General features: G+C 60.1%; 25 protein-coding genes. 15 read left to right on the top strand and 10 right to left on the bottom strand.

The features are described from left to right. Nucleotides 1-52 precede the first annotated feature (52 nt). Entirely contained in the window at nt 53-880 is an 828-nt protein-coding gene (locus ACPYOP_RS02710; protein ID WP_481408845.1) for an ABC transporter substrate-binding protein, read from the bottom strand. A 186-nt stretch (nt 881-1,066) separates the two neighbouring features. Between ACPYOP_RS02710 and ACPYOP_RS02705 the strand changes: the two genes are divergently transcribed. The 3 genes from ACPYOP_RS02705 to ACPYOP_RS02695 all read left to right on the top strand — a co-directional run bounded on the left by ACPYOP_RS02705 (nt 1,067) and on the right by ACPYOP_RS02695 (nt 5,225). Next, the gene (locus ACPYOP_RS02705; RefSeq protein WP_481408844.1) at nt 1,067-2,146 is read left to right on the top strand and encodes a LacI family DNA-binding transcriptional regulator; all 1,080 of its coding nucleotides are present in this window, start codon (nt 1,067-1,069) and stop codon (nt 2,144-2,146) included. A gap of 198 nt (nt 2,147-2,344) precedes the next feature. Continuing rightward, nucleotides 2,345-2,842, top strand: coding sequence for a BON domain-containing protein (locus ACPYOP_RS02700; RefSeq protein WP_481408863.1), 498 nt, complete (start codon nt 2,345-2,347; stop codon nt 2,840-2,842). Between the two features lie 211 nt (nt 2,843-3,053). Continuing rightward, nucleotides 3,054-5,225: a CHASE2 domain-containing protein gene (locus ACPYOP_RS02695; RefSeq protein ID WP_481408843.1), complete on the top strand. Its 2,172-nt coding sequence runs from the start codon at nt 3,054-3,056 to the stop codon at nt 5,223-5,225. Between the two features lie 20 nt (nt 5,226-5,245). On the opposite strand, the gene ACPYOP_RS02690 is transcribed toward ACPYOP_RS02695, so the two are convergent. Continuing rightward, on the bottom strand, nt 5,246-6,307 hold the full coding sequence (locus ACPYOP_RS02690) for a FecR family protein (protein ID WP_481408842.1): 1,062 nt from the start codon (nt 6,305-6,307) through the stop codon (nt 5,246-5,248). A 281-nt stretch (nt 6,308-6,588) separates the two neighbouring features. Here ACPYOP_RS02690 and ACPYOP_RS02685 point away from each other — a divergent pair, with 281 nt between their 5' ends. After that, nucleotides 6,589-7,527, top strand: a complete 939-nt coding sequence (locus ACPYOP_RS02685; protein ID WP_481408841.1) for an alpha/beta fold hydrolase — start codon at nt 6,589-6,591, stop codon at nt 7,525-7,527. A 240-nt stretch (nt 7,528-7,767) separates the two neighbouring features. On the opposite strand, the gene ACPYOP_RS02680 is transcribed toward ACPYOP_RS02685, so the two are convergent. Further along, the gene (locus ACPYOP_RS02680) at nt 7,768-8,055 is read right to left on the bottom strand and encodes a hypothetical protein (RefSeq protein ID WP_481408840.1); all 288 of its coding nucleotides are present in this window, start codon (nt 8,053-8,055) and stop codon (nt 7,768-7,770) included. A 333-nt stretch (nt 8,056-8,388) separates the two neighbouring features. On the opposite strand from ACPYOP_RS02680, the gene ACPYOP_RS02675 reads away from it, so the two are divergent. After that, nucleotides 8,389-8,592, top strand: a complete 204-nt coding sequence (locus ACPYOP_RS02675; RefSeq protein ID WP_481408839.1) for a cold-shock protein — start codon at nt 8,389-8,391, stop codon at nt 8,590-8,592. 293 nt (nt 8,593-8,885) lie between these two features. On the opposite strand, the gene ACPYOP_RS02670 is transcribed toward ACPYOP_RS02675, so the two are convergent. From ACPYOP_RS02670 to madL, 3 genes are all read right to left on the bottom strand, one after another. Continuing rightward, nucleotides 8,886-9,554: a GntR family transcriptional regulator gene (locus ACPYOP_RS02670; RefSeq protein WP_481408838.1), complete on the bottom strand. Its 669-nt coding sequence runs from the start codon at nt 9,552-9,554 to the stop codon at nt 8,886-8,888. 233 nt (nt 9,555-9,787) lie between these two features. Beyond that, nucleotides 9,788-10,552: a malonate transporter subunit MadM gene (gene madM, locus ACPYOP_RS02665; protein WP_481408837.1), complete on the bottom strand. Its 765-nt coding sequence runs from the start codon at nt 10,550-10,552 to the stop codon at nt 9,788-9,790. Nucleotides 10,553-10,563: 11 nt separating this feature from the next. Continuing rightward, nucleotides 10,564-10,986 carry a malonate transporter subunit MadL gene (gene madL / locus ACPYOP_RS02660; protein ID WP_481408836.1) on the bottom strand — a complete coding sequence of 141 codons (423 nt, stop codon included), beginning with the start codon at nt 10,984-10,986 and terminating at the stop codon, nt 10,564-10,566. Nucleotides 10,987-11,161: 175 nt separating this feature from the next. On the opposite strand from madL, the gene mdcA reads away from it, so the two are divergent. Genes mdcA through ACPYOP_RS02625 form a run of 7 tightly spaced genes read left to right on the top strand, consistent with a single transcriptional unit; the run spans nt 11,162 to nt 17,143 of the window. Next, a complete protein-coding gene (mdcA, locus tag ACPYOP_RS02655) occupies nt 11,162-12,811 on the top strand; it encodes a malonate decarboxylase subunit alpha (RefSeq protein WP_481408835.1) in 1,650 nt (549 codons plus the stop codon). A 10-nt stretch (nt 12,812-12,821) separates the two neighbouring features. Continuing rightward, complete coding sequence (gene mdcC / locus ACPYOP_RS02650; protein ID WP_481408834.1) at nt 12,822-13,133, top strand: malonate decarboxylase acyl carrier protein; 312 nt, start codon at nt 12,822-12,824, stop codon at nt 13,131-13,133. After that, entirely contained in the window at nt 13,130-14,041 is a 912-nt protein-coding gene (locus ACPYOP_RS02645; protein ID WP_481408833.1) for a biotin-independent malonate decarboxylase subunit beta, read from the top strand. The genes mdcC and ACPYOP_RS02645 overlap by 4 nt, the downstream gene beginning before the upstream one ends. Continuing rightward, nucleotides 14,028-14,750 carry a biotin-independent malonate decarboxylase subunit gamma gene (locus tag ACPYOP_RS02640; protein WP_481408832.1) on the top strand — a complete coding sequence of 241 codons (723 nt, stop codon included), beginning with the start codon at nt 14,028-14,030 and terminating at the stop codon, nt 14,748-14,750. The genes ACPYOP_RS02645 and ACPYOP_RS02640 overlap by 14 nt, the downstream gene beginning before the upstream one ends. Further along, the gene (mdcG, locus tag ACPYOP_RS02635) at nt 14,743-15,375 is read left to right on the top strand and encodes a malonate decarboxylase holo-[acyl-carrier-protein] synthase (RefSeq protein WP_481408831.1); all 633 of its coding nucleotides are present in this window, start codon (nt 14,743-14,745) and stop codon (nt 15,373-15,375) included. Before ACPYOP_RS02640 ends, mdcG begins: the two co-directional genes overlap by 8 nt. Further along, nucleotides 15,372-16,226, top strand: coding sequence for a triphosphoribosyl-dephospho-CoA synthase MdcB (gene mdcB, locus ACPYOP_RS02630; protein WP_481408830.1), 855 nt, complete (start codon nt 15,372-15,374; stop codon nt 16,224-16,226). The genes mdcG and mdcB overlap by 4 nt, the downstream gene beginning before the upstream one ends. After that, nucleotides 16,223-17,143 carry an ACP S-malonyltransferase gene (locus ACPYOP_RS02625; protein WP_481408829.1) on the top strand — a complete coding sequence of 307 codons (921 nt, stop codon included), beginning with the start codon at nt 16,223-16,225 and terminating at the stop codon, nt 17,141-17,143. Before mdcB ends, ACPYOP_RS02625 begins: the two co-directional genes overlap by 4 nt. A 12-nt stretch (nt 17,144-17,155) precedes the next feature. Here the strand turns inward: ACPYOP_RS02625 and ACPYOP_RS02620 are convergent, their stop codons facing one another. Next, nucleotides 17,156-18,043, bottom strand: a complete 888-nt coding sequence (locus ACPYOP_RS02620; protein ID WP_481408828.1) for a LysR substrate-binding domain-containing protein — start codon at nt 18,041-18,043, stop codon at nt 17,156-17,158. Nucleotides 18,044-18,149: 106 nt separating this feature from the next. Between ACPYOP_RS02620 and ACPYOP_RS02615 the strand changes: the two genes are divergently transcribed. Together ACPYOP_RS02615 and ACPYOP_RS02610 are read left to right on the top strand one after the other, a co-directional pair. After that, on the top strand, nt 18,150-19,403 hold the full coding sequence (locus ACPYOP_RS02615; protein WP_481408827.1) for an aromatic ring-hydroxylating oxygenase subunit alpha: 1,254 nt from the start codon (nt 18,150-18,152) through the stop codon (nt 19,401-19,403). Then, nucleotides 19,393-20,475, top strand: a complete 1,083-nt coding sequence (locus ACPYOP_RS02610) for an FAD-binding oxidoreductase (RefSeq protein ID WP_481408826.1) — start codon at nt 19,393-19,395, stop codon at nt 20,473-20,475. Before ACPYOP_RS02615 ends, ACPYOP_RS02610 begins: the two co-directional genes overlap by 11 nt. A gap of 10 nt (nt 20,476-20,485) precedes the next feature. On the opposite strand, the gene ACPYOP_RS02605 is transcribed toward ACPYOP_RS02610, so the two are convergent. Together ACPYOP_RS02605 and ACPYOP_RS02600 are read right to left on the bottom strand one after the other, a co-directional pair. After that, nucleotides 20,486-20,890, bottom strand: coding sequence for a GFA family protein (locus ACPYOP_RS02605; RefSeq protein WP_481408825.1), 405 nt, complete (start codon nt 20,888-20,890; stop codon nt 20,486-20,488). A gap of 116 nt (nt 20,891-21,006) precedes the next feature. Further along, entirely contained in the window at nt 21,007-23,043 is a 2,037-nt protein-coding gene (locus ACPYOP_RS02600) for an oxidoreductase (RefSeq protein WP_481408824.1), read from the bottom strand. 144 nt (nt 23,044-23,187) lie between these two features. Between ACPYOP_RS02600 and ACPYOP_RS02595 the strand changes: the two genes are divergently transcribed. After that, complete coding sequence (locus ACPYOP_RS02595) at nt 23,188-23,817, top strand: TetR/AcrR family transcriptional regulator (protein WP_481408823.1); 630 nt, start codon at nt 23,188-23,190, stop codon at nt 23,815-23,817. Between the two features lie 26 nt (nt 23,818-23,843). Here ACPYOP_RS02595 and ACPYOP_RS02590 read toward each other — a convergent pair whose 3' ends face one another. Then, nucleotides 23,844-26,207 (bottom strand): putative bifunctional diguanylate cyclase/phosphodiesterase, encoded by a 2,364-nt coding sequence (locus tag ACPYOP_RS02590; protein WP_481408822.1) that lies wholly within the window; start codon nt 26,205-26,207, stop codon nt 23,844-23,846. Between the last annotated feature and the right edge of the window lie 61 nt (nt 26,208-26,268).

The following is a 26,268-nucleotide window of genomic DNA, read 5'->3' as shown; positions in this document are numbered from 1 at the left end:
TTCGTCAGGCGGTTCGATGCCGCCGCCCGGCAAGCCGGACGGCGGCACGGACTTACTTCTTGGGAAGATACTGATCGGGCATCGGCGAACCGGGGAACCATTTCTCATAGAGCGTCTTCCAGGTGCCGTCCTGCATCGCGTCGTGCAGCGCCTTGTTGAGCGCCAGGCGGAAGGCGTCATTCCCCTTGTGGACGACGAAGCCCGCCGGTGCGTCGAAGGACGGAATATTCACCGCAATCTTCAACGCGGGATAGCGCTCGCCATATTGCTTGGCCGCCTCATAATCGAGGAAATGCGCATCGATGGTGCCGTTGTTCAGCGCCGCCACGGCCGAATTATTGTCCGGGAATTTGACGAGGTCCGTGCCCGTAAAGTTCTTTGCGGCATAGACTTCCTGCAGCGTGCCCTGCACGACACCGAGACGCTTGCCCTTGAGGCCGTCCGCATCCTTGATCGCGGCATCGGAGGTCAGAACCGAGAGATAGCCGGCGAGATAACCGTCCGAGAAATCCACCGTCTTCTTGCGCGCATCGGTGGTTCCGATCGCCGCCACGGCGACATCGAAGCGCTGGTTGGCGACCGACGGCAGCAAGGCCGAAAACTCCTGGCCGGTAAACGTCACCTTGTCCTTGGGAAAGCCCATGCGGGAGACGACATTCAAAAAGAGTTCGATATCGAAGCCGGTGAATTGCCCATCGGCCGTTGTAAAGGTGTAGGGTTTGGAATCTCCCATCGTGCCGACGCTGATGACGCCTGGATCGATCAGATTATAGGAATTGTCGGCGGCGACCGCCGGGCCGATGCTTGCTGCAACGAGATAGGCCAGCACGCCGGCGCGCAGAGGCGCGGCAATGGCCTGGAATATACCGGATATGTTCATGTTCGTTCTCCGCTCTGAAGGATGCTCTTATCGGCATTCATGCATGCGCGTCCGCATCCCCGCCCATAGGCCGGCAAGGGATTATCTGGACAAGAGACCGGTCTCATATATAAAAGAGACCGGTCTCATTTATATTTGTTAACTTGAGATTGACCGTCCGTCAACAACTCTTGTAGTCGTCATTGAATGGAAGAGCCCCTCATCTCGAAACGCTCCGTGACCGTCGCCGACGTTGCCAGGGCAGCGAATGTCTCGAAAGCCACCGCCGCGCGCGTGCTCGGCGGCTATGGCGTCGTCAGCGACAAGGTTCGCGAGCAGGTGCTTGCCGCGGCCGCAGCGCTCGAATACCGACCGAACGAACTTGCCCGCAGCATGACGACGGGCAAGTCCGGTATCATCGGCGTTGTGGTGGGCGATATCGAGAACGCCTTCTTCAGCCTGGCCGTCAGGGGCATCAGCGACGTTGCGCGCATGGCCGGCTTCAATGTCATCATCGCCAATTCCGGCGAGGAACTCGATACGGAAAAGTCGGCGGTGGACCTGCTCATCGGCAAGCGCGTCGATGGGCTGATCGTGACCCCGGCACGCTGCGACCGGATGGAGCATCTTCAGGACATACACCGTGTCGGCGTGCCGCTCGTTCTCTTTGACCGAAACATTCCGGAACTCGGTGTCGATGCCGTCACGGGCGATGATTTCGACGCCGCCATGATGGCTACACGCCATCTCCTCGACATGGGACATCGCCGGATCGCCTATATATCCGCCATGGATGCCGAGAGCGAATTGCTCGGCGATAGCCGCGACATTTCCAATTCGGCGGTGCGCGAACGCGTGGAAGGCCTGCTGAAGGAACAGGCCGACGCCGGCATAGAGACGGCTCGGCATTACGTGCGGCTCGGCGCCACCGACCAGCTGAGGACGGATGGCGTCGTCGAGCGCCTGCTGCAGGACGCGGCACCGCCGACCGCCCTCATCGCTTCGGACAGCCTCGTTGGCCTTAGAGTTTTCAAATCTTTGCAGACCCTGGGGCTGTCCATACCGCGCGACATCTCGATGATTTCCTTTCTGGATGCCGACTGGACGACCGTTACGACGCCGCCGATCACCGTCATCGACCAGCCGGTCTACGAGATGGGCAAGAAGGCGGCCGAACGGCTGATTTCACGATTGAACGGCAAGGGCATGCCCGTGCAGCGCACGGCGATAAAAACAAGCCTTATCCAGCGCGGATCGGTCGCCTCGCTGCCTCTCAGCGAGCGGTAACGCGCCATATCGTGAGTGGTTGGGAAATGTCCTAAAGTCAGCTCCGGCTTCATCGACATGGGATGTGGCGAGCCTTATCTGCTCACCATTAGCGGCCCCACCGGCGTCATGATTCAAGCTCGGCAAACACTGTGACATCGGACGCCATGAAACAAATTGATTTCAGACATGTTTGACTCCGATAGGAAGGAGATCGACATGACAGCGCCGCGTAAACCAAATCCATCATCCCGCGAAGAAGACTATCGCGACTACGAAGATCGAGACCTGCGTGAAGGTTGGCCGTATTCGGACGCCGACGGCGATCCTGTGAAACCCAGGCCCGACAATACCGGCTACGGCGACACACCGGCCAATTTCGACGAAGATCCGAGTTCCGGGTTTACAAAGGATAGCGCCGATGCGTCAGGGCAAGAGGACAGGATCGATACGACCACGCCTTTGCCCACGAATAGAATTGACGACGACCAACTGGAAGCGCAGATCACGGATCGACTGGAAGAGATCGGCAAGGTCGATATCGACAACATCGAAGTGCATGCCGTTGATGGCATTGTGACATTGGAAGGGCGCGTCGAGACGATTTCGCTGCTGCGCCACCTGGAAACTATCACTTTGTCGGTACCCGGCGTCGTGAGTGTGCGAAACAATCTCGAGACAATCGCCGTCGATTCTCACATTCCCGATGAGGATTAAATTGAAACGGCTCAATCTTAGCGAGATTTAAATGGATACGGCCGTGTGAAAGCCCTGCCCCACATTTCTTCGATACTTTGATCATTGCATCGCTCCCGAGAACAAGGCAGCATATTCTTCCCTGGCGCGGCAGCAGCAGAACAGTAGATTTTGTATTTCTTCGAATTGCTACTATTGCCTGGGGATGCGGGGCAAAGGAACCGACACCACAATGGTGACGCGTGCGCAGCAAATTGGCGTCGTTATCGGCCTGGCGATCGTCACAGCGCTGACGATCCTTAGAGCAAGCGATCCTCAATTGCTGAGGCTTGCCCGCGATTTGACATTCGACCAGTATCAGCACCTGGTGCCCCGGACCTTCGAGAACCAGCCCGTGCGCGTCGTCGACATAGACGAAGCGTCCCTGCGCGAATTCGGTCAATGGCCTTGGCCGAGAAACCGGATTGCCGCTCTTGTGGACAAGCTTTCCGATATGGGCGCATCCGCCATCGCCTTCGATGTCCTCTTCGCCGAGCCCGACCGCCTGTCGCCCCGCAATGTCGTTCGCGACGTCCCCGGCATCGACCCCGCGCTGCTGGGCAAACTCCCGGATAATGATGCGATTTTTTCCCAATCGCTATCGGGAAGACCGGTGGTTCTGGGCTTCGGCCTCTCCAACGAAGGGAACTATCTGCCGCCGGTCAAGGCAGGCTTTGCCTATACCGGCGAAACTCCCCTCGGCGCGCCGCCGGCGATCAAGGCGGCAACGCCGCTGCAGCCGCAATTGCAAGCCAATGCCGCGGGTCTCGGTCATATCAGCCTCAATCCGGGCACATCGTCGGCGGTGGTGCGCGCGGTTCCGCTGTTCCTCAGCGACGGCAAGCAGCTTTACCCCAGTCTTGCGCTCGAAGCGCTCCGCGTCGCACAGGGGGCTTCCACCTACGTCCTCGACGCAGCACCGAACACGCCGAATACACTGACCCGGGTGAAAATCGGGGATTTCGTCGTGCCGGTAACGGCAGCGGGAGAGCTCTGGCTCTATGTCAGCCCCGACACCACGGAACGGTATATTTCGGCAGCGAAGGTGCTTTCGCCCGCAGACGCCTCCGCCGATATCAGAAGCGCGATCGAAGGCAGCATCGTTTTCGTCGGAACCTCCGCTTCCGGTCTCCAGGATGTCCGTACCACGGCCCTCGGTGAGAACGTGCCGGGTGTCTCCATCCATGCGCAGATCGTCGAACAGATCCTTTCGGGCCGCTTCCTGTCCCGGCCGGATTGGGCGGACGGGTTGGAAATCCTGTCCATCGCCGTCCTGGGCAGCCTTCTGGTGATCCTCACCACCTTCGTCAATCCGGCCGTCGCGCTTGCCTGCGGCCTGCAGATTACCTTGCTTGCCCTTGTCGCCTCTTGGTTTGCCTTCCTTTACGGCGGTTTTCTCTTCGACCCGCTGGCCCCGATCGTCGCTGGATCGATCACGCATTTCGCCGCGACGGCATTCCGCTTTCTCGTGACCGATCGGGAGCGGCGCGATGTGCGGCGGGCTTTCGGCCACTATCTTTCGCCGTCGCTGCTCCATCGCATCGAGCATACGCGCAATGCGCTGCGTCTCGGAGGCGATGAGCGCGAGCTGACGGTCATGTTCGTCGATGTGCGAAACTTCACCCAGATCAGCGAGGAGATGACCCCGAGCGCCGTCGTCGCGTTTCTGAACACGCTGCTCGATGCGCTGAGCTACCATGTCATCGCCAATGACGGCACGCTCGACAAGTTCATCGGCGACTCGATCATGGCCTTCTGGAACGCTCCCGTCGATGTCGCCGATCATGCCGGCAAGGCTATGCGCGCGGCTCTCGGCATGCGGGAAACGCTCGCCTGCCTCAACAAAAGCGATGCATTCGGCTTCGGAGACGAACGGCGGGTCGGGATAGGGATCGGCATCCATACCGGGCTTGCCTGCGTCGGCAATATGGGTGCCGAGACACGTTTCAATTACTCGGCGGTTGGCGACGCCGTGAATATTGCCGCCCGGATCGAATCCGCCTGCAAGGACATCAATTTCGACATTCTGGTATCCGAACCGACGGCAAGTCTGCTGCCCGATTGCGCCCTGCTCGAAGCCGGAGCGCTGACGCTCAAGGGTAAGAGTATGCGAACCAAACTCTTTGCGGTGGTCGGCGATGCGCGCTTGGCAAGATCCACCGAATTTGCCGAACTTCAGTCCATGCACAGGCAGCTGGTTGCTGCTCTCCGAACACGGTCGACGAACAGCCGCAAACTCGTCAGCGCGACAAAACTCAAGGCGCAGGCCGTAGCGACAGGGCTATTGCAAGGTTTTTACGGCCAGATTTCGCGCCGGGCCGGACACTTCGCCGACGAGATTACAGACAAGGCGGCCGACATCTAGCTCAATGCCCCACCCCTGCGCTATCGATGGTGATCTCCGCGGCCGTGATCGCCATGATTGCCGTCATCGCCTTGGCTGTCCTGGTCGTCTCCATGGTGATCACCCCATCCGTGGTCACCTCCGCCATGATGGCCGTGATGCTCATGGTGATCGTGATGCTTGCCTTCGTCGCCATCCCGCTCGTGCGGTTTGCCTGATTTGTCGGGCGTACTTGGCGGATTTGAGACATCCGGCGTGCTGGGGGTTTCGTGCGGTGTGCTGGGGGTTTCGTGCGGCGTGGCGGGCGTCTCGGCGCGTGGTGATTGCTGGGGGCTGGGTGCGTTCGGCGTATCATGCGGTGCCGGTGCAGGATTATTCGCCGGAGCGCTGCGCGGAGATATGCCGTTCGGCCGATCTCTCATCGCCGTCGACAGGCCGCATCCCCCGCCGCCGGCAAAACCCATTCGTCCCGAAAGCTGCTGATCGCCGGACAGGAACGGTAAAGCCCGCTGGTTACCGAGGGTTTTGAGGACATCGCGGTTGACCCGGCGCGGATCGCTGATCTGACCGTTGCGTTTTGCAACGATGCAGTCGCATTGCTGCTTCAATTGCTTGCAGCCGCCGGCACCGCAGAATTGCGCGCCGCCGCTTAACAGAACGACCGCCGTCGTGCCATTGGCGCCGACATAGAAATCAAATACCGTTCCGCGCACACCGATCGTTCCGGCCGGAGTGACGATCTGATAGGCTGAGTGGTTCGAGTTTCCGCTCATCCAACGAAAAGTGCCCTTTGCCGCATTTATGGTAAGCTTTTTGACGGAGCCCGAGTCGTCGAAAACGAATTTGTCGATGACAACGGAGGAGCCGGCTCCAACCGCGAGTTTCGTGCCATCTCGAAAGGTGAACTGTCCAAGACCCGAAAGGGAAGTGTGAATTCGCTCATCCCGATGCACGGGATCATCGACCGCGAGCGGACCGCCTTCACCGGTAACTTCGGTTTTGATCAGCACCGCCTGGCCGACCTTCTCGGCGGCTCTCGAAGACAACGGTGCGAGCAGCATGGCGCTCAGCACAACGGTTGCGGCGCGACGTAGATACGACATCCCACCCTCCCAGGCATATCTATGTTTTACCATAGAATACCCTTAAATGTCGCATCATCCTTTCTGAGTATAAACGACGTAGGCTGATTTATTGCCGTGTTTGATCTCACCACGACGAATACGTTCTATAGTTGCCATCATCATTGAAGCTTCAATGCCAGTCGCATCTTCCATCTTGTTTCATAGCGAATTCACCTCCGGACCATGCGCGATATTTTGGCGAGTTACTATGCTCGAAAAGCAAGAATGGAACAATTTCGGACACGTTACGTTTGAGGCAGATGAAAACGCAGCACGCCATCGCCCGTACCGGTAAAATTCTTCAATTCAACTCCGCTCAAGTCCACATCTTGGAAAGTGGCGATGTCATGGGGCGTCCCGTTGTCGTTTTGCACGGATGCGGCAGCCTCGCCCAGGAAGTTCTTCTTCCTTTTGAGACCGGCGCGCACCGGCTGATTGCGGTCGACCGCCCTGGTTATGGCTACAGCACCCCCTTGCCCAAGGGCGAGCGCGGAGGTTTCGGGCAATCGGTCTGGCTTGAACGTCTCTTCGAGTTCCTCGAGGTTGGAAACGTCGTCATAGTGGCGCATTCGATAGGATGCGCGCCTGCTCTCCATCTTGCCGCGCGAAGGCCGGACCTATTGAGCGGCCTGCTGCTGATCTCTCCCTGCTGCCGGCCGGTCCCGTTTAAGCCGCTCATCACGCTCAGAGCGGCCGCAGCTCCGATGATTGGCGCTGTATTTTATCAGCAGGTGATCAGCCGCTGGCCCGGATACTTTGTCGAACGCGGACTTGAAGCCTCATCGTATCCGAACCCCGTCCCGGCCACGCTTGCAAATTTGCCGGCACATCATCTGCTCAATCCAATTTCGATCCAGTCCATGGCGGACGAGCTTCGAGCGTTCAATACCGATATGCAGCGCCTGGCGACACTTCCCCCAGACCTGCCGATATCGGTCCTGTTCGGGCTCGCCGATAAGATCATCGATCCCGCCTGGCATCTGGAATGGATCCGGGGAAAGCACCCCGCTCCGACTATCAAGCTGCTGAATGATGTCGGCCATATGCCGCATCACATTGCGCCCGACTTCGCACGGACGATGTTGAGCGACTTGGTCGGTGTTGCAGACACGGGTCCCAGCGTCAGGCCGCTTGACATCGCTTCAATCGGCAGGAAGCGTGCTCACGCCGGCTTTCGCCAGCAGCTCACGGCCGGTTGAACCTTGTTGTATCCGGCACGATTAAGCCATACCAAACGATATTAGTCTGCTTAACGCGCCGGCGGACCTAAGGCATGTCGCGCAAACGTGTGCAGCGGTTTTGCGATAACGACATGCGTGAAATCAAAAGCCTGAAGCGCAACAAGCGAATTTGAAAAATCGCGATGCGCTTTAGCTCGCATTGGCGATCTCCAGCCGACGTTGTGGACCGATGGCTTCCAGGCGTTCCCCCTCTGGCCATCATCCCAATCCATTTGCGCCGTATAGAAGATTGAGGGCTTTGCGCTCTTCGTCCGGCATGTCGCGGCTAAAGGAGGCAATGGCCGTCAAAGCGGCAATCTGGTGTAATTTAGCAAGTTCGACCACGCCGCTGCGGTAAAGCTTGATAAGCTCCGAAGCGAAAGCCTCGCGATTGAATTCGTTCAAGTCGAACCATGGTTGTGCGATCAAAACATCGAAGATTCTTTGCAGCTTATCGATCTCCTCCGGCTGGAGAACGCCTTCGACAAGATGATGGTAGCGGCGCATACCTTCCTCCCGCCATAGAGACCACTGTTTCCCGTCTTACATCAAATTTCTGCAGAGGGGCGCACTGCCATTTGTCGCATGCAAATGCGGAGGGATATTCCACCCTCGACGTCTCCTAAATTCTTCGAAGTTCTATATCGACTATGAGACCATAGCGGTTGCTAGGCCATAATCCGTCGTGGAAAATTCGGCTGCCGCCGCAAGCGGACGAGAGGCAAAAAGCGTAAGAGAAGATGGACAACATCAAAGCTCCGCATTCAACCCGCTTGATCTGGCGCCAACTGACCGCTAGGTTGCCGTCGGAATCAAACTGTACAGATACGGGGGACTGGCATGCCGACTGGTAAAGTTAAGTTTTTTAACAGCGACAAGGGCTTCGGCTTCATCGAGCCGGAAACGGGAGGAGCTGACGTGTTCGTGCACGTTTCCGCCCTGCAATATGGCGATGTGCTCAAAGAGGGGCAGTCCGTTTCCTATGATCTCGGTCAGGATCGTAAGACCGGCAAGTCGAAAGCAGAAAACGTCAGACCGCTCTGACGAACCCAGACACAACACGATCCAACATCTGGATCGTGTTGCGGCGTTCCGAGCCATGTCAGCCGACATGAATTGCGTGTGCATGGTGTAAGACCAAGCAACAGCGCGTGGAACTATGCACTTAGTGTCCTTCCTTGCATTTATGGAGCCGCGCTCCGTAAATGCAAGGATGATAGAGGCAACGCTGCCCCTCGGAAATCCTAGGTGGTTTCATGAGCGCCGTTGCCGATTACCTCTGAGCAAATCGTCACCGATGAGCGCTGCTTATCTTACGCGCTTGTCGGATGATCCCTTTATGCGGCTCCCTCGTCGATTTCCATGTAGCGTGCCAATGCCAGAGCGGCATTCAGCATATGCTCGCGCATGATCAGAGCCGCTTCCGTTGCATCGCCGCGCATCATCGCGCGCAAGATCGCCTCGTGCTCAAGAAACGAAGCCGCCAATCGCTGCGGTTGACGCAGCTGCGTTCTGCGGAATGGCAGGAGCCTTGCGCGGAGCCGCATCAGTTCATCGAACAGAAACTCGTTGTGCGCGCTGCGATACAACGCTTCGTGGAAAGACAAATTGAGCTTGTCATACTGTTCGAAGTCGTCCGCTTTCGCCGCGATTTCGGAACGCTCGTGAATGTCAGCCAGAACCGCGCGTTCCATGCCCGTTATGCGATGCGTTGCCAGACGGACGCACATGCATTCCATCTCCGCGGTCACTTCGAACATCTCCATAAGCCGCGGCAAGGTCAGCGGCAGGACCGTTGCGCCGCGCCGCGGGCGAATCTCAACCAGGCCGATCGCCTCCAGCTGACGCAGAGCCTCCCTCACCGGCGTGCGGGAAGCGCCAAAGCGGCTGCTCAGCGTTGCCTCGTCCAAACTTGTGCCGGGCCTTATGGCACCGGAAGAAATCTCATCCATCAGCACCAGTTTAATGCGCTGACCGATCGATCCAGCTTCGTCAAATTCCGTCATTTCAAACCTTGCTTCCGATTTGGCGGGCAACCATTCAGTTTTACAGCATCCAATTCGACAGATAGCAATCGATATGAACCATCAAGCTACCCCAGGCTGTTTTGCCTGTTGGCGATAAGATCGTCGACGACGTTGGGTCGGTAGGTGCACGAAATCGTCAACGGCGATCTTGCGCGGGATACGGCGTTAGACCGCCTTCCCCCGCGCCGATCAGCCGGCATAGTGATGCTGTTTCAGCTCCCGGCAATCCCTCGCACGGCAAGATAAAGGATCGAAGGCGCAACAAGGCAGCCGAGCCCCGTATGAAACGTCGCCGTCAGTGCGCCATAGGGAACGAGACGACGATCGGTCGCCGCCAAGCCGCCCGACACGCCGCTGACTGTTCCCATCAGGCCGCCGAACACCATGGCGCTGCGAGGATTATCGAGACCGATCGCCTTAGCCACGATCGGTGTTCCGACCATGACAAGGACTGCCTTAAAAACGCCGGTCGCGATGGACAGCGCAATCACGGCCGAGCTTGCGCCCAAAGCCGCCCCCGTCACCGGACCTACGATATAGGTTATGGCACCGGCGCCGATCGTGGTGATGGATATGGCATCCGTGTAACCGAAAGCGACGGCGAGTAACGAGCCGACAATGAACGGAAGCAGCGTGCCGAGGCCAAGGGCAAGCGCACCGACAGCGCCAGCCTTGCGCGCCTGGGCAACGTCCACTTCAAAAGCCGTGGCGACGATGGCGAAATCGCGCAGCATGGCTCCGCCCATCAGGCCGATGCCGCTGAGGATTGGAATATCAACAACCCCTTTTTCGCCTCCGGTCCACAGACCAGCGGCAAAGGCTGCCGCGAGCCCCAGAACGATTGCGATAGCCGAGCCGTGGACGCGGCCGAACAGGACATGTTTCGAAATGGCATTCGACAGCCACATGACCAATCCGACAATCGCAAACGCGGTGAGCAGGCTGTTGGCGGTCAGGCCGTGTTTCAAGATCTCCATGGAACCCTCCCTCAGGCCGCGTTGCCGGAGGCGGCAAGCTCACCCCTGGCCCTGGCTTCGATTTCATCCATCGTTTCGCCTCTCTCGCCGATACGGCTCATCAGCGCGACGGTCGCGAAGCAAACGAAAACAGTCACGATCCCGGCAATCAGCACCAGCGGACCGCTGCGCGCAGCCACCAACACGTTTTGCTGCGCCGCCATGGCGACAACGATCGGAATGTAGAGAGCGCCCCAGAACTCGACGCCGAGCTTGAGCGGAACCGTCAACAAGCCCCGCCTGTTCAACCATAGCCGCGTGGCAATGAGAAGGATCATGGCAATGCCGACACCGCCGACATTCGCCTTCACGCCAAGCGCCACGCCCAGGAGATCACCAAGGACGCTCCCCAACAGGGTGCAAAGGGCAAGCATCGCGACACCGGAGATCATCATGGACGATCCTCCTCGCATACGCGCCCGAAGAAATACAAGATCGACATTTGTTCTCCTCCCATGAATACAAAAATGCCTTGTAGCGATTTTAAAATACACATTATTGCGTTTATGGCAATTGTATATATAGTGAACGCATGAAAACGCTCTCTTGCGCATACAAAGGGCAATTGAAATGCGAGATTGGAACACAAAGGGCCGCGACAGGCAGGCACGTCTCGAAGCCGGCCAGCGTTTCTCTGCCGGCAAGCTTGTCGACCCGCAGCACCTCGTCGCTTTCCTGGAGGCGATCCTGAAGCCTGGTGATCGAGTTTGCCTTGAGGGCGACAACCAGAAGCAGGCCGACCTGTTGGCGACGGCGCTGTCCGAAGTCGATGTCGCCAGGATACACGACCTGCATATGGTGCAGTCGGGTGTCGTCTTGCCCGAGCACCTCGATATTTTCGAAAGCGGTGTCGCCCGGCGGCTTGATTTTTCCTATTCCGGCCCGCAGTCGGCCCGCATCGCGCGCATGATGTTCGGCGGTCAGATCGAGCTCGGCGCCGTTCACACCTATCTGGAACTCTTCGCCCGTTACTTCATTGATCTGACGCCGCAGGTGGCGCTCATCGCGGCGGTCAGCGCGGACAAGGCGGGAAACCTCTACACTGGACCCAATACGGAAGACACGCCAACGGTCGTGGAGGCGACGAGCTTCGGCAAGGGGCTGGTCGTCGCCCAGGTGGGCGAGATCGTCGATCGCGTGCCGCGCGTCGACATTCCCGCCGACCAGGTTCATTTCGTGGTGGATGCCAAGCGCCCCTTCTATGTGGAGCCGTTGTTCACGCGCGACCCCGCGGCCATTACCGAAACGCAGATCCTGACTGCGATGCTGGCCATCAAGGGACTGTACGCACCCTATGGCGTGCGCCGCCTGAACCATGGCATCGGCTTTAACACAGCCGCCATCGAGCTGCTGCTGCCGACCTACGGCGAACGGCTGGGATTGAGGGGCAAGGTCTGCACGCACTGGGCGCTGAACCCTCATCCCACCCTGATCCCCGCCATCGAGGCCGGATGGGTGGAGCAAATCCATTGCTTCGGCTCCGAAGTGGGCATGGAAGACTATATGCGGGCTCGTCCCGACATTTTTTTCACCGGGCCTGACGGCTCGCTGCGTTCCAACCGTGCCTTCTGCCAAACCGCCGGACTTTATGCGTGCGACATGTTCATCGGCTCGACCTTGCAGATCGATCTTTCGGGCAACAGTTCGACCGTGACCGACAGCCGGGTCGCCGGTTTCGGCGGCGCGCCCAATATGGGATCGGACGCGCGGGGCCGGCGTCATCCGAGCGGAGCCTGGCTGCGTGCCGGCAGGGAAGCCGATCCCGCAGCGGCCACCCCTGCCCTGCGCCGCGGACGCAAGCTGGTCGCCCAGATTGGCGAAACCTTCGGCGATGGCATGGTGCCGATGTTCGTCGAGCGTCTGGCCGCACTGGATCTCGCCGACAAGCTGCAGCTCGATCTGGCTCCCGTCATGGTTTACGGTGATGACGTAACCCACATCGTGACGGAAGAGGGAATCGCCAATCTGCTGTTGTGCCGCGACAAAGACGAGCGGGAGCAGGCGATCCGGGGGGTGGCTGGCTACACCGAGGTGGGCCGTGCCCGGGACCGCAAGATGGTGGAGCGCTTGCGTCAACGCAAAATCATCCAGCGTCCCGAAGACCTTGGAATAGACCCGTTGGATGCCGATCGCAGCCTGCTGGCTGCCCATTCCATCAAGGATCTGATGCTCGCCTCCGGCGGTCTGTACAGGCCGCCCACCCGGTTCCGCAATTGGTAAGGCCGATGCCATGGAAAATCTGCTCTATGAACTGAAATCGACACAGACCGGCGGAACCCGCGCCGTCGCTCTGGTGGGCGTCGTCGCTTCCGGTAACCTCGAAGTCTTGCTTGAGCGGCGGGAGGCGCTCGACCGCTGCGTCATCGAGATTGCAACGCCGGCCCATGGTTTCAGCGAGCTGTGGGCGGCGGTTACCGAGGATTTCGTGGCACGTTCCGCCGCCGGCGGTCTGCGCATCACGATCAATGATGGCGGTGCGCGGCCGGATATGGTGGCGCTGCGCCTGGCCCAGGGCGTGCGGCTGATGGAGAAGCCAGAATGACCAATCCCCACACGCTGCGCCGCAGCTGGTATGAAGAGTCCGCCCGCGGCCGGTTACTGCACCTGCTCGACGCCGACAGCTTCACCGAATTCCTAGGCCCGGAGCGGCGGGAGACGAGCCCTCACCTTGCGCTCTTCGATCTGCCCCGACAGTTCGACGACGGCGTCATCGTCGGTGCCGGCCGCATCGACAACCGCCCCGTGCTGGTGGCCGCCCAGGAAGGGCGCTTCATGGGCGGCGCCATTGGCGAGGTACATGGCGCCAAGCTGACGGGCCTACTGCATGCCGCGGCTAAGATGCGGCGGGATATCGTCATTCTCTTCGATACGGGCGGCGTGCGCCTGCAGGAGGCCAATGCCGGTGAATTGGCAATCTCCGAGATCATCCGCACCGTGCTGGAGGCGCGATCTAAGGGCGTGCGCGTCATCGGTCTTCTTGGCGGCCGGGCGGGCTGCTATGGCGGCGGCAGCCTGATTGCCGGCTGCTGTTCGGCACTCGTCATTTCCGAGCAGGGGCGCCTGTCCGTTTCCGGGCCGGAAGTCATCGAGACGAACAAAGGCGTGGAGGAATTCGACTCCCGCGACCGGGCGCTGGTCTGGCGAACCATGGGCGGCAAGCATCGCTACCTGATTGGCGCAGCCGATGTCTTCGTCGAAGACGATATCTTCGCCTTCCGAGCCGGTGCGATTGCCGCACTGCAACGGCCAGCCGCCTTTGACCAGACGGTGCTGGAAGCGGAACAGATACGGCTCGAACATCGATTGCGCCATTTTGGTGATGCCCGTGATGCCACCGAGATATGGGCGCGGCTGCGTATCGAGGACCCCGGGCAAATACCGGAGCGGGACATCGAGGCCTTCCTTGCCACAGCCAATATCCATCGGGAGAACGCCGATGCAGCTCGCTGATATCCTGTCCTCGCTCTTTCCGGCCGGCCATGAGGTGGCGCAGGTGGGTGGACTCGTTACGGGCTGGGGCCGATTGGACCAACAAAACCGGATCGATGTGATCGGCATTGCCGACAAGACCTATCCGGGCGTCGATGAAGCGGTGACGCTGGCCGCGCATATCCTTTCGGTCGCTCGGCGGCCGGACAGCTCGCCCCTGTTATTCCTGGTCGATTCCGGCAGCCAACGGATGAGCCGGCGTGACGAGCTCCTGGGCCTCAGCGAGGCGCTGGCGCATCTGGCGAAGGCCCTGTGGCTGGCGGAACATGCGGGTCATCGCACGGTCGGCCTTCTCTATGGGGGCAGTGCTGCCGGTGCCTTCATTGCCACCGCATTGGCCTGCGGGTCGCTGGTTGCCCTGCCGACCGCCTGGCCCGAGGTCATGGACCTGCCATCCATGGCCCGAGTGACCAAACTGCCGCTCGCGACGCTGAAGGAAAAGGCCGAGACAACGCCCGTCTTCGCGCCCGGCCTCGATAATCTTCTCGCTACCGGCGCCATAGTGGAAGTCTGGGATCCGGCCGCTTCTTTGAATGCCCAACTCGCAGCACTTCTCGCCAAGCCCGTTTCGAGTGATCTGCGGGCGCGTTTGGGCGCCGATCGGGGCGGTCGGCCGAAAGCCGCCATGATTGCGGCCGAAGTCGAGCGGCTGGCTTTGCACCATGATTGACGTCGCTGCCCTCCGCCGCCACGATCTTGCCTATATATGCCCCGAAGCATGGCCCGATCTGCTGCGCGGCCGGGTCGACGAAGAATTGAAGCCCGATCTGCTTGCTTGGGCGGCATTGGGACGACCGGCAATTTTCCGTCGCCGAACCTGCCGCGACCCAATGGACACCCTACCACTGGGACTGCCCCTACCGGGGCGCAAACGGCTTGCTCTTTCCTGCCCGCCAGCCGCCGTGATACAGACGACGCCTCCTCCTTTATTGAAAGATGTGCTGCCCGCGGCACCGGCTCGATGGCGCCCGACCATTGGCGCGCTTTTGGAGGCGGATGCCTCGTGTCGCTGTTTCGGAAGTCTGGCCTGGCAATACCTGACCGGCCTCTCTTATCTGACCGGCACGTCCGACCTTGATCTTTTAGTCGCCTGTCGCTCGAGCGTTGATGCGGCACGCGCATCAGCCTTACTCGATGCGATTGCCGAACGCGCGCCGATGCGTATCGACGCTGAATTGATCACGCCTTCCGGCACGGCCGTGCAATGGCGGGAATGGCTGTCGGGAAACCCGGAACTCTTGATCAAATCCCATGCCGGATCGGCCTTGATTGCGCGGGAGGCGCTTTTTGCATGACGTTTCCATTGCTGGCCGAGCCACGCCTCGTCGGCGTCAAGCATTGCGATCCCGCGCTCATCGGGCGGCATGCCGCCCGCGCGCTGATCCTGGAGGTGGAAACCTGGCCCAAGCCCGGCTTGGTCAGCCACATCGACAACGGCGCTCATGCCGACATGGACGCCGATCTCCTGCGTCTCAGCGCCCGGACGCTGGAGCCGTTCTTCATCGCGCTTGCCGAGGCGGGCGCCATGGACGCGGGCATGGATCGCCTGCGCCAGATCGGCGTGGAGGCGGAAAAGGCAATGCGGGATGCGACCGGCGGGGTGAACACCCATCGCGGCGCCATCTTCGGCATGGGGCTGCTTGCGGCGGCGGCCGGCCTGGCAGCGACGTGCGATTGGCAAGCGCCGCTCGGCACCCTTATCGCATGGCGTTGGGGACGGGATATCATCGACACGGCGCCGGAGCATGATAGCCACGGCGGCATCGTGGCGCGGCGCTACCGCGTCGGAGGCGCCAGGGCCGAGGCGGCCGCCGGCATGCCATCCGTCTACGATATTGCCCGCCCAGCACTTGCCGAAGGCCGACGCCTGGCCATGGGTGACGAGGAGGCCGCGAGGGTCCATGCCTGTATGGCGCTGATCGCGGTGGTCGACGACAGCAATCTGCTTTATCGTGCCGGCCTTGAAGGGTTGAATTTCGCTCGCGACAAGGCCCGCGCCTTCCTGGCGGATGGCGGGGTCGGACGGGCGAACTGGCGATGGGATGCCAAAGCCATCCACGAGGCATTCGTCGCGCGCAATCTCAGCCCGGGCGGTTGCGCCGATCTGCTTGCCATGGCGCTGTTTACAGAGGTGATGGAATTGTGACCCTCGCGCTGCTCTGTTCGGGCCAAGGTCATCAGAATCGAGAGATGTTTCGGCTGCTGGCAGCAGAGCCCGATGCACAGCCCGTTTTCGAGGCCGCGACCGCCATGCTTGGGAGCCACCCGACGGACTTCTGCCGGGCTGCGCCCGAGACCGCCTTGCATGCCAACCGCGAGGGCCAGATCCTGTGCGTGACGCGGGCGCTTGCCATTGCCAGCGTTCTTTTTCCCGCCGGCGCGCCACGCGAAACGATGGTGGCCGGCTACAGCGTCGGCGAAATGGCGGCATGGGGGGTGGCCGGCGTCTGGTCGCCCATGGATGCTTTGAAACTGGTCGATCAGCGGGCACGGGCAATGGACGCGGCGGGCGGGCCGGATGATGGACTCGGCTATGTACGCGGCTTGCCACAGGCGGCCGTGGAGCAACTTGCCAGTCGTTTCGGCTGTGCAATTGCCATCACGAACCCGGATCTTCTGTTCATCGTTGGCGGCGATAGACGATCGATCGATGCGCTCTGCGTGGCTGCGCCGGAAGAAGGTGCCGCGCGTGCCGCCCCGATGGCAGTCTATGTCGCCTCCCATACATCGCGGCTAGCCGGTGCGGTGGCACCGTTCGACAATGCCCTTGCCTCGGTGGCTATGAGCCGCCCGAACCTGCGTCTCATGACCGCCAGTGGCGCTACTCTTGTTGCCGATCCGCACCGCGCTCGGAAGGGTCTGGCACGGCAGGTGGCCGAGAGGATCGATTGGGCAGACGTGATTGAAGCCTTGGGCGAACGTGGCGTGACCGCGATCCTCGAACTCGGGCCTGGCCGTGCTCTGGCGGAAATGGCTGCCGCCGCGCTACCCGCAGTGAGCGTACGCGCAGTCGATGATTTCCACAGCCTCTCGGGTATCAAGGCCTGGCTGGCCTCCCGTTGATCTTCCGCGTCTTCAACGCGTTAGCGCGTTCGCCAGCCAATTCGCCGCATGCTCCGCCGCAGGCTTGCGGCGTGTTCTGGCCGGGAGCAGAACATAATACCGGTCCTTAGTGGGCATCTCGGCGACGTCCAAGGCAACGAGCGTACCATCATCCAGAAAGGTCTGGACGAGAAGACGCCAGCCCAGCGCGATCCCCTGCCCGGCGCGGGCGGCCGCGATCGCCTCGGTATAATGGTTGAAGCGAAGATGCGGCCTTATCCGCAAAGCACGGCCCGTCTCCCCGACCCATTGCGGCCAGGACAGCCATGATCTGTCATGCACGTCTGTCTCGATAAATTCGTCGGTTTCGTTGAGATTGCCGGACGCACGCCGCCGGAGATAGTCGGGCGAGCATACAGGAACGACAAAGTCCTCCTGGGAGGCAACCACCTTCGCATCGGCGAACGGCGGTCTCCCGTAACGAATGGCGATGTCGATGCCGCTTGCGTCGAGATCGATCCTGGCATCCTGCGAGACGACCCTGATCTGCACGCCTGAATTCTCCCGTCGGAACTCCGCCAGGCGGGGAAGAAGCCAGAACGAGGAGAAGGCGACCGTCGCACCGATCGTCACGACGTCCTGCTGGGAGGACCTGACCGCGTCGATCGTGTCGGCGATATTCGCGAAGCTCTGAGCAAGCGTTGTTCCCAGGGTGAGGCATTCCGCGGTCGGTTCGATGGTGCGGTGTTTACGCACGAACATCGGCAATCCCAGCTCCTCTTCCAATGCCGCGATCTGGCGGCTGACCGCTGCCTGCGTGACGCCAAGCTCAATCGCGGCCGCAGTAAAGCTGCGATGCCTAAGGACGGCTTCCAGCGTCATCAGTGCCGTCAGGGATGGGATGCGACGCCGAAAGTTCACTAGGCCTCTTCACATTACATAAAGTTATGGATCGCTGAAAATTAATGCCGTTGAAGCCTAGGAGATGCAAGAGCAAACTGCAGTCATCGAACCATGAGAGGTTATCATGCTAAACAGGCTCCCATCTGACATCTCCGCACTTCTTGAAGCCCGCGCCGATGGTTATTCCCTGCCGGCCGGCCTCTATACGCGCGAGGACGTCTTCGAAGCCGATATCGATGTCTTCTTCCACAGGCACTGGATCTGCGTCGGCCTGGACTGCGACGTTCCGGAGCCGGGCGATGCGACGGTCGTCGACATCGGCAAGACCAGCCTGATCCTCCTTCGTGATGACGACGGCGAGCTCCGCGTGCTTCACAACGTCTGTCGCCATCGCGGGTCGCGCCTGCTCGATGCCGGAAAGACCATCGTCTCGAAACTGGTCTGTCCCTACCACACCTGGACCTATGAGCTGACCGGCGAACTGGCCTACGCGCCCCATATGGGCAAGGACCTCGACAAGCAGTGTCACAGCCTGAAACCGGTGAATTTCAAATCGATCGCCGGCCTCATCTACGTCTGCCTTTCCGACAATCCGCCTGAGGATATTGCAAACCTCGAGCAGACCATGATCGAGCGCCTCGCACCCTATGACATCCGCAATGCCAAGGTCGCGCATCAGACCGATGTCATCGAGGACGGCAACTGGAAGCTCACGATAGAAAACAATCGCGAGTGCTATCACTGTTCCGCCAACCATCCGGAACTCTGCGTTTCCTTCGTCGATCTCGACTTCGGTTTCGACCCGGAGACGCTGAGCCCGGAGGATCGCGAACAGGCGGAGGAACACTTCCGGCTCTATGACGAGCGGACGCGGGCCTGGGAAGCCGACGGTTTTCCGTCGTCAGCGGTCGAGCAGCTTGCCGACTGCGCGACGAACTTCCGCACCCAGCGCCTGATCATCGCCGGTGCCGGCGAATCCCAGACACATGATGCGACGGCGGCGTCATCGAAGCTCCTCGGCCAAATGACCCGCAAGGATCTCGGCGATACGCATCTTTGGGGCCACAATAGCTGGAACCACTTCATGGGCGACCACGCCGTCGTCGCGATCGTCATTCCGCTCTCGGCCGGCAAGACGCTGGTCAGAACCAAGTGGCTCGTCCACAAGGATGCCGTCGAAGGCAAGGACTATGATTTCGACAAGCTGACCGACGTCTGGATCGCAACGACCGACCAGGACGCGGATCTCGTCGCCCGCTCGCACGCCGGCGCACTCGATCCGGCCTATCAGCCGGGTCCCTATTCCCGGTTCTCGGAAACCAACCTCGACAAATTCGCGGCCTGGTACATCGATCGGATGCGCGCTCATGGGTATTGAGTTCCAGCAAATATCAAGCAGCGAGGCCGCGACCTGGGATCCGGAGCGGGACGAGACGCTCGTCTGCCTCGACGTGCATCAGGAGACGCATGACGTGAAGAGCTTCACGTTCGCGTCTCCGGAAGGCAAGCGGTTCAGCTTTGAGGCCGGACAGTATTTCCTGTTCGATTTCCAGACGGGCTCGGAGGGCGAGGCTCGCTGTTACAGCATCTCGTCGTCGCCCCATCGTGGCAACACGTTCACGGTAACAGTCAAGCGCGTGCCGGGTGGCAAGGTCTCGAACTGGCTGCACGACAACATGGTTCCCGGCATGAGGGTCAAGGGTCAGGGGCCGCTCGGGCACTTCCTCCGCCCGAAAGTGACGGGGACGAAGCTCCTGCTGCTTTCGGGCGGTTCGGGCATTACTCCTGTCATGTCGATCACCCGCGACCTGGCCGATAGCTGCGAGCCGGTGGACATCGTGTTCCTTCATGCAGCCCGCACGCCGCTCGACCTCATCTTTCGTAGTGAACTGTCCTGTCTTGCAGCCCGCATGAAAGGCCTGCGACTGCAATTCCTGCCCGAAACGGTGGTTGGCGAGCGCGCCTGGCCGGGATTGACCGGACGGATCTCGCCCGAGTTCTTGAAGCTTGCCGTTCCTGACATCGCCGAGCGGGTCGTCATGTGCTGCGGTCCGGCGCCATTCATGGCGGCCGCCCGCTCGATCACAGCAGCGCTTGGGATCCCGGCGTCGAACTACATCGAAGAGAGCTTCGATGCAGCAGTGATCGACGAAACCGGGCTCGACGTCGAGGCACAGCCGGCCGGAAAGATCTACCAGGTCGAGTTCTCGAAGCAGAAGCGAATGCTCGAAGTCCCCGCCGATCAGACCGTGCTGGCAGCCGCGAAGAAAGGCAGCATCAGGCTCCCATCATCCTGCTCCAACGGCATGTGCGGAACCTGCAAGTCCAAGCTCGTCTCGGGTTCGGTGGAAATGAACCACAATGGCGGCATCAGGCAGCGGGAAATCGACGCCGGAATGTTCCTGCCCTGCTGTTCGAAACCTCTGAGCGATCTGGTCATCGACCGCTGATCAGCGCGCGCTAATCACCTGGCCGTCCGGGAAGATTCCCTATGGTGTCGACCCAGGGCAGCCGGGACGAGCCCCAGCTCTGCGATCGGGGGCGGAGCTCGTGTCGCTGGTTTATCGTTCCCAGACGAATACCTACCTCGTCAGCATCTTCAAGCTCTCCGGTTGTATAGATCGGCGACCCGCAATTCGGACAAAAATACTGCAGCCGGCGGCGGCCATTATCGCCAAATTTCACGTAGAGCTTCGGCTCTCCACCCGTGATCTCGAATGCCTTGCGCCGCGCAGTCACGGTGACCCTATAAGCCGTGCCCGTCAGCCGCTGGCAGTCTGTGCAGTGGCAGATCGACACCTGCTCGGGGTCGATTTCCGCCTTGTACGAAACAAACCCACAATGACATCTTCCATCTACGTGCATCGGCTCCCCGCTTTCTCGCTGCGTACAGCCCTTAAGATCTAGGGCAGCGTCAGAGCGGTTTCCATCGTAGGCCCGTTCTTGTGGAGGATCGGCCGACGACTTGGTCAGCCGACACGTCAAAGATCCTTGGCGATCCTGAGGCCGTCATAGATCGCGGCATGGGTGTTGCGCGCGGCGACCGCATCGCCGATCCGGAAGAGCTGGAACCGACCTTCCTCGTTACGGACAACGGACTGCGGTTCGCCTGCGAGAAGCTGGTCGTATGAGGTCTCGCCCAGGTTCCGGGAGAGCGGTTTGAGGTCGAAATACAGTTCGTCGAGCGAGATCGTGCCATGATTGACCACGATCTGATCAACGACCCTCTCCTTGGCGACGCCGCCGTAGTCGCTTCCGACCCTCGCGATGATCTGGTTGCCGCTCTTCTCCGCCGATTCAAGCCGGAACGTCACCGTGAACGTGACGTCCAATTGCTGCAGCGAACGCATGTAAGGAACTAGGTTCATCGCCATGACCTCCGGCGCGAATGACCGGTCCGGCGTCATGATCTCGACCTTGGCACCCGCTTTCGCGAGGAATTCGGCCGCCTGCAGGCCGGCATGATCGCCGGCGTCATCGAAGACGAGTACGTTGGTGCCCGGCTTCACGTCGCCCGAGATGATGTCCCAGGACGAAACCACGAGCTCGTTGCCCTTGGTAAGAACGTCGGTGTGCGGCAAACCGCCGGTGGCTATGATGACGACATCGGGTTTTTCGGCGGTAATAGCCTCGGCTTCCGCCCAGGTGTTGAAGTGGAAAGTGACGCCGAGCTTCTCGCATTGGCTCATCCGCCAGTCGATGATGCTGATCATCTCGCGGCGGCGCTCGCTCTGCGCCGTCAGACGGATCTGACCGCCGGCATTGTTCGCGGCTTCGAACACGACGACGTCATGGCCGCGCTCGGCCGATACGCGCGCCGCCTCAAGCCCCGCCGGTCCCGCGCCTACGATCACGATCTTCTTGCGAACTTCGGCCTTCTTGACGATGTGCGGCATCGTCTGCTCGCGCCCGGTCGCCGCGTTGTGAATACAGAAGGCAAGGCCGCCCTGATAGATACGATCGAGACAGTAATTGGCACCGACGCAGGGACGGATGTCGTCTTCGCGTTTTTCGATGATCTTGCGAACGATATGCGGGTCCGTCATGTGGGCGCGGGTCATGCCGACCATGTCGACCTTGCCCGCCGCGATCGCATGGCGGGCGGTCGCCACGTCCGGGATCTTGGCTGCGTGGAACGTCGGAAAGTTCGTCGCGGCACGGATATCGCCGGCGAAATCGAGATGCGGGGAATTCGCCATGCCCTGGATGGGGATGACGTCGGTGAGACCCGGATCGGTGTCGATATGGCCGCGGATGACGTTGAGATAGTCGATCAGGCCGCTGTCGCGCAGCCGCTTCGAAATCTCGATGCCTTCCTCTTTGCCGGTGCCGCCGGGAAGGCGTTCGTCTGCGGTATATCGAACGCCGAGAATAAAATCGTCCCCTACCCGCTTGCGTATCGCCGTGAAGACGTCGAGACAGAAGCGCATGCGGTTCTCAAGCGAGCCGCCATAGGGACCATCGAGTTCGTTGGTCAGCGGCGAGACGAACTGGTCTATCAGATGTCCGTAGGCCTCCAGTTCGATACCGTCCATACCGCCGGCCTTCATGCGTTCGGCAGCGTCGGCAAAGTCCTTGATGATGCGCTCGATATCCCAGTCTTCGATCTTCTTCGGAAACGCCCTGTGCGAGGCTTCGCGGTGGTGGGACGGCGACACGATGGGCAGCCAATCGCCCTTGTCCCAGCGCGTGCGGCGGCCGAGATGCGTAAGCTGGATCATGATGGCGGAGCCGTGTTCGTGAACCGCGTCGGTCATCTCGCGGACCCAAGGAACGATCTCATCCTTATAGGCAAGTAGGTTGTTGAAAACCGGAGGACTATCCCGCGAGACGGCGGCCGACCCGGCCGTCATCGTCAGCGCAACACCGCCCTTGGCTCGTTCCACCGTATAGGCGCGATAGCGTTCCTTCGGCATGCCATCTTCGGGGTACGCCGGTTCGTGAGACGTCACGATGATGCGGTTGCGCAGCGTCAGGTGCTTTAATTTAAAGGGCTGAAGAAGGGGATCGTTCGACATGCGCCGTGCTCCAGATTGGAAACATCGTCGAGGCTAAATGGAAATGTACACTTGTGTCAATCAGGAAAACATAAGCGTCTTCCATTTAGACACTAATGTACATTTTCCTTGTTGAGACTGCCGGAGTTTGGTAGGAAATAGATCATGGACCAGAGTGTAAACGACAACGGATGGCGGGGGTCTCAGGAAGGTTGGCTGGAGGCGGCCTACTCCTCGCTGATCGATTCCGGAGTGGATTCGGTAAAGATCCAGCCGCTGGCGAAGAAGCTCAAGCTCTCGCGCACCAGCTTCTATTGGTTTTTCAAGGATCGCGAAGAGCTTCTGGGCGCCTTGGTCAGCAAGTGGCGGGACAAGAATACCGGGAATTTGGTCAGGCAGTCCGAGGCATATGCGGAGTCGCTCGTAGAGGCGATGTTCAACGTCTTCGACTGCTGGCTCAACAAGGACTTGTTCGATTCTCAGTTCGAGTTTGCCGTGCGCAGCTGGGCCTTGCAGTCCACGGACATTCTCGAGGAAGTTCGCCGCGCCGACCAGAAACGCATGGAAGCGCTGTCGCGAATGTTCACCCGCTTCGGCTGTGACGCCGTTTCCGCCGACGTTCGTGCGCGGACGACCTATCTCGTTCAGATCGGCTATATCTCGATGCAATCCAGGGAAGACATCGCCCTGCGCATGAAGCGAATTCCGGAATATATCGCGATCTATACCGGACAGATTCCGCAGCAACGGGAGCTTGACCGCTTCTTTTCGCGTCACGGCTACAAGCCAAGCTAGGAACGACAGGAAAAGCGGATCATCTCTCAGCTGGTCGCGAGTAATTTTTCATTGCTCTGAGGCTTCTCGAAACAATCGAGTTCGTGAAGAGGAATCGGCTTGGAGAACAGATAGCCTTGGAGGTCCGTACAGCCCAGGGCCGCCAGAAAGTCGCGCTGATATTCCGTCTCGACCCCTTCCGCCGTTGTCGAAATACCGAGACTGTTGCTCAGCGAGATGATTGCGCCGACGATGGCTGCTCCATTGGCTTTTGTGCCGAGGAGCGAGACGAACGAGCGATCAATCTTGATCCGATCGATGTCAAAGCGCGTCAAATGGCTGAGGCAGGAATAGCCGGTTCCGAAATCATCGAGGGAAATTTGAACGCCTTGGCCGCGCAGAGATTTCAGCACCGCATAGATGTCCGCATAATCCTCGATGAGCGAGGTTTCGGTAAGCTCGAGCTCAAGTCGGGATGGCGGTAGCCCGGTCTCCTGAAGAACGGTACTTACTTCCTCGACAAAATTGGGTCGCCTTAGCTGAGAAGGAGACACGTTGACGGCAACAAATGTGTTTTCGGGCCAGTTGCAGGCGGCTTTGCAGGCTTCGCGCAAGACCCAGAATCCAAGTGCGTCGATAAGGCCGCCTTCCTCGGCTGCCGGGATGAAGCTCGCAGGCGTCAACAGCCCACGCTCGCTGTGGTTCCAGCGCACGAGGGCCTCGGCACCCGACACGGAATATCCCTTGCCCGCCCGATACACCGGTTGGTAATAGACTTCCAGCGACCCGAAGTCGGCTCGGTCGGCGGATAGCTCGCGCGCTTCACTACCCCCGGATAAGACGCCGACTTTAGCCAAGACCTCACGTAATTCGTTCTTCAGAATGTCGCGCGCATTCCTGCCTCCGTCCATGGAGGGCGAATAAACGAGCCACCGCCCCCTGCCGCTTATCTTTGCCTCATACAGCGCGGCATCGGCATAACGCATGATATCATCCGCATTGCGCCCGGCATCGGGCACGATTGCCACGCCGATCGAGCAACCAACCCTGGCAACGGCCTCGCCCTTCATGAGGGGGAAAGGCTTGCTGAGCTCGGCAACAATCGCTTCGCAAATTCCCGGCAGCGTTTGATCGTGGTCTTTGACGTCACGCAGAAGCAAGGCAAATTCATCCCCCCCGAGCCGGGCGAGAGTATCGCGTGAACGAAGGAGCGAACGGATCCGCCCCGCCGCCATCCTGATGAGTTCGTCGCCGGCGGCATGACCGAACGTGTCGTTCACGGTTTTGAACCGGTCGAGGTCAAGAAGTGCTATTGCCGATCGCTCGGAAGAGTTTTCCAGTTCGGCCAGGCACTCATCGAACCTGATCGCAAACATTGCACGATTAGGCAGATCTGTAAGCACATCGTGGAGAGCAAGTTGTCTGGCATGGAACTCGCTTTTCTTCAATTCACCGAGACTGCTTCGCAGGCGGAGAAGCAGGATCGCGAAGAGAAGCGCCATCATCAAGGCGGCAATCGAAAGCGCCGGCATCAGCCTGCCGATTACCCTTGATCCCGGAAGGTCGGGTCGCCATACGATAAAGCCGATCGGTTCGCCGTTTGTGGTATCGTCGATCTGAAATGCAACTTCGTCACCCTCCGCATCGGCGGTGCGGGCGAAGCGCGCGCCATTCAACCCTTGTTCGCGGCTCAATTCGTCCAGCGCAGCTCCATCGAGGAACCGCACGACGATAAGGAATTGCCACAATGACTGCCCCTGTCTCTCATGCGGCTCCTTGACGGCCGCGATGCCGACGATCGTCGGTCGACCTTCCAGGCGCAGCAAGCTGGCCAATCCGCGATGAACTAGCACCGAGCTTCCGGCAGGATTGCCCGGCAGCCCGGGCAGATGTGCGGTGACTGCTGCGTCTTGGTGTGCGGCGACGCCAGCCTCGCGAAGAAGAGGCAAAAGAAGAGGCTTCATCCACTGATAGCGCTTTTCCGTTTCACCATTCGCCATCATGACCAGTTCGCCATGTTCGTCCACGACGAAAGCCCGGTCATAGCCAAAGACGGATGTTGCAGTCTGGCTGACCGCACTCCCGGCTGCCGTCGTCAAAACAGTATTGAAGGCAGGGGAAGCCGTGGATGTGCCGGAGGCCGGATAGGCGCGATTTGCGGCAATGTAACCATTACCGACCTGTCCGATGACACGTGCAACCTGATCGACCTGCTCTCGCAGGCGCGCATTGACGAGCACCCGCTGTCTATCAAGAGCAGCGGCGTCACTTTCGGTTCCCGCCCACAGCGCCGAAAGCACGACAAGCCCTATCGCTCCCAGGCCGCTGGCGGCGATCAGAAACAGAATCCTCCCGGAAGTTATCCAGGACTGTTGAAACGACTTCGGGTTGGAGGAACGGATAATGTGCAAGCGCAGATCCCCGAACACGCACTAGACTAGGGCGTCATCATCAAATCAAAACCACGGCTAG

The organism is Rhizobium sp. KNZ2-6A (genome assembly GCF_056755475.1).
The sequence above is the reverse complement of the archived record's forward strand: the minus strand, read 5'-3'. Positions and strand labels throughout refer to the sequence as shown.

Bases quoted from the DNA above. Each gene is read 5' to 3' on its own strand.
- ACPYOP_RS02710 (WP_481408845.1), bottom strand. From the start codon at position 880: ATGAACATATCCGGTATATTCCAGGCCATTGCCGCGCCTCTGCGCGCC.
- ACPYOP_RS02705 (WP_481408844.1), top strand. From the start codon at position 1,067: ATGGAAGAGCCCCTCATCTCGAAACGCTCCGTGACCGTCGCCGACGTT.
- ACPYOP_RS02700 (WP_481408863.1), top strand. From the start codon at position 2,345: ATGACAGCGCCGCGTAAACCAAATCCATCATCCCGCGAAGAAGACTAT.
- ACPYOP_RS02695 (WP_481408843.1), top strand. From the start codon at position 3,054: ATGGTGACGCGTGCGCAGCAAATTGGCGTCGTTATCGGCCTGGCGATC.
- ACPYOP_RS02690 (WP_481408842.1), bottom strand. From the start codon at position 6,307: ATGTCGTATCTACGTCGCGCCGCAACCGTTGTGCTGAGCGCCATGCTG.
- ACPYOP_RS02685 (WP_481408841.1), top strand. From the start codon at position 6,589: ATGAAAACGCAGCACGCCATCGCCCGTACCGGTAAAATTCTTCAATTC.
- ACPYOP_RS02680 (WP_481408840.1), bottom strand. From the start codon at position 8,055: ATGCGCCGCTACCATCATCTTGTCGAAGGCGTTCTCCAGCCGGAGGAG.
- ACPYOP_RS02675 (WP_481408839.1), top strand. From the start codon at position 8,389: ATGCCGACTGGTAAAGTTAAGTTTTTTAACAGCGACAAGGGCTTCGGC.
- ACPYOP_RS02670 (WP_481408838.1), bottom strand. From the start codon at position 9,554: ATGACGGAATTTGACGAAGCTGGATCGATCGGTCAGCGCATTAAACTG.
- madM (WP_481408837.1), bottom strand. From the start codon at position 10,552: ATGGAGATCTTGAAACACGGCCTGACCGCCAACAGCCTGCTCACCGCG.
- madL (WP_481408836.1), bottom strand. From the start codon at position 10,986: ATGATGATCTCCGGTGTCGCGATGCTTGCCCTTTGCACCCTGTTGGGG.
- mdcA (WP_481408835.1), top strand. From the start codon at position 11,162: ATGCGAGATTGGAACACAAAGGGCCGCGACAGGCAGGCACGTCTCGAA.
- mdcC (WP_481408834.1), top strand. From the start codon at position 12,822: ATGGAAAATCTGCTCTATGAACTGAAATCGACACAGACCGGCGGAACC.
- ACPYOP_RS02645 (WP_481408833.1), top strand. From the start codon at position 13,130: ATGACCAATCCCCACACGCTGCGCCGCAGCTGGTATGAAGAGTCCGCC.
- ACPYOP_RS02640 (WP_481408832.1), top strand. From the start codon at position 14,028: ATGCAGCTCGCTGATATCCTGTCCTCGCTCTTTCCGGCCGGCCATGAG.
- mdcG (WP_481408831.1), top strand. From the start codon at position 14,743: ATGATTGACGTCGCTGCCCTCCGCCGCCACGATCTTGCCTATATATGC.
- mdcB (WP_481408830.1), top strand. From the start codon at position 15,372: ATGACGTTTCCATTGCTGGCCGAGCCACGCCTCGTCGGCGTCAAGCAT.
- ACPYOP_RS02615 (WP_481408827.1), top strand. From the start codon at position 18,150: ATGCTAAACAGGCTCCCATCTGACATCTCCGCACTTCTTGAAGCCCGC.
- ACPYOP_RS02610 (WP_481408826.1), top strand. From the start codon at position 19,393: ATGGGTATTGAGTTCCAGCAAATATCAAGCAGCGAGGCCGCGACCTGG.
- ACPYOP_RS02605 (WP_481408825.1), bottom strand. From the start codon at position 20,890: ATGCACGTAGATGGAAGATGTCATTGTGGGTTTGTTTCGTACAAGGCG.
- ACPYOP_RS02600 (WP_481408824.1), bottom strand. From the start codon at position 23,043: ATGTCGAACGATCCCCTTCTTCAGCCCTTTAAATTAAAGCACCTGACG.
- ACPYOP_RS02595 (WP_481408823.1), top strand. From the start codon at position 23,188: ATGGACCAGAGTGTAAACGACAACGGATGGCGGGGGTCTCAGGAAGGT.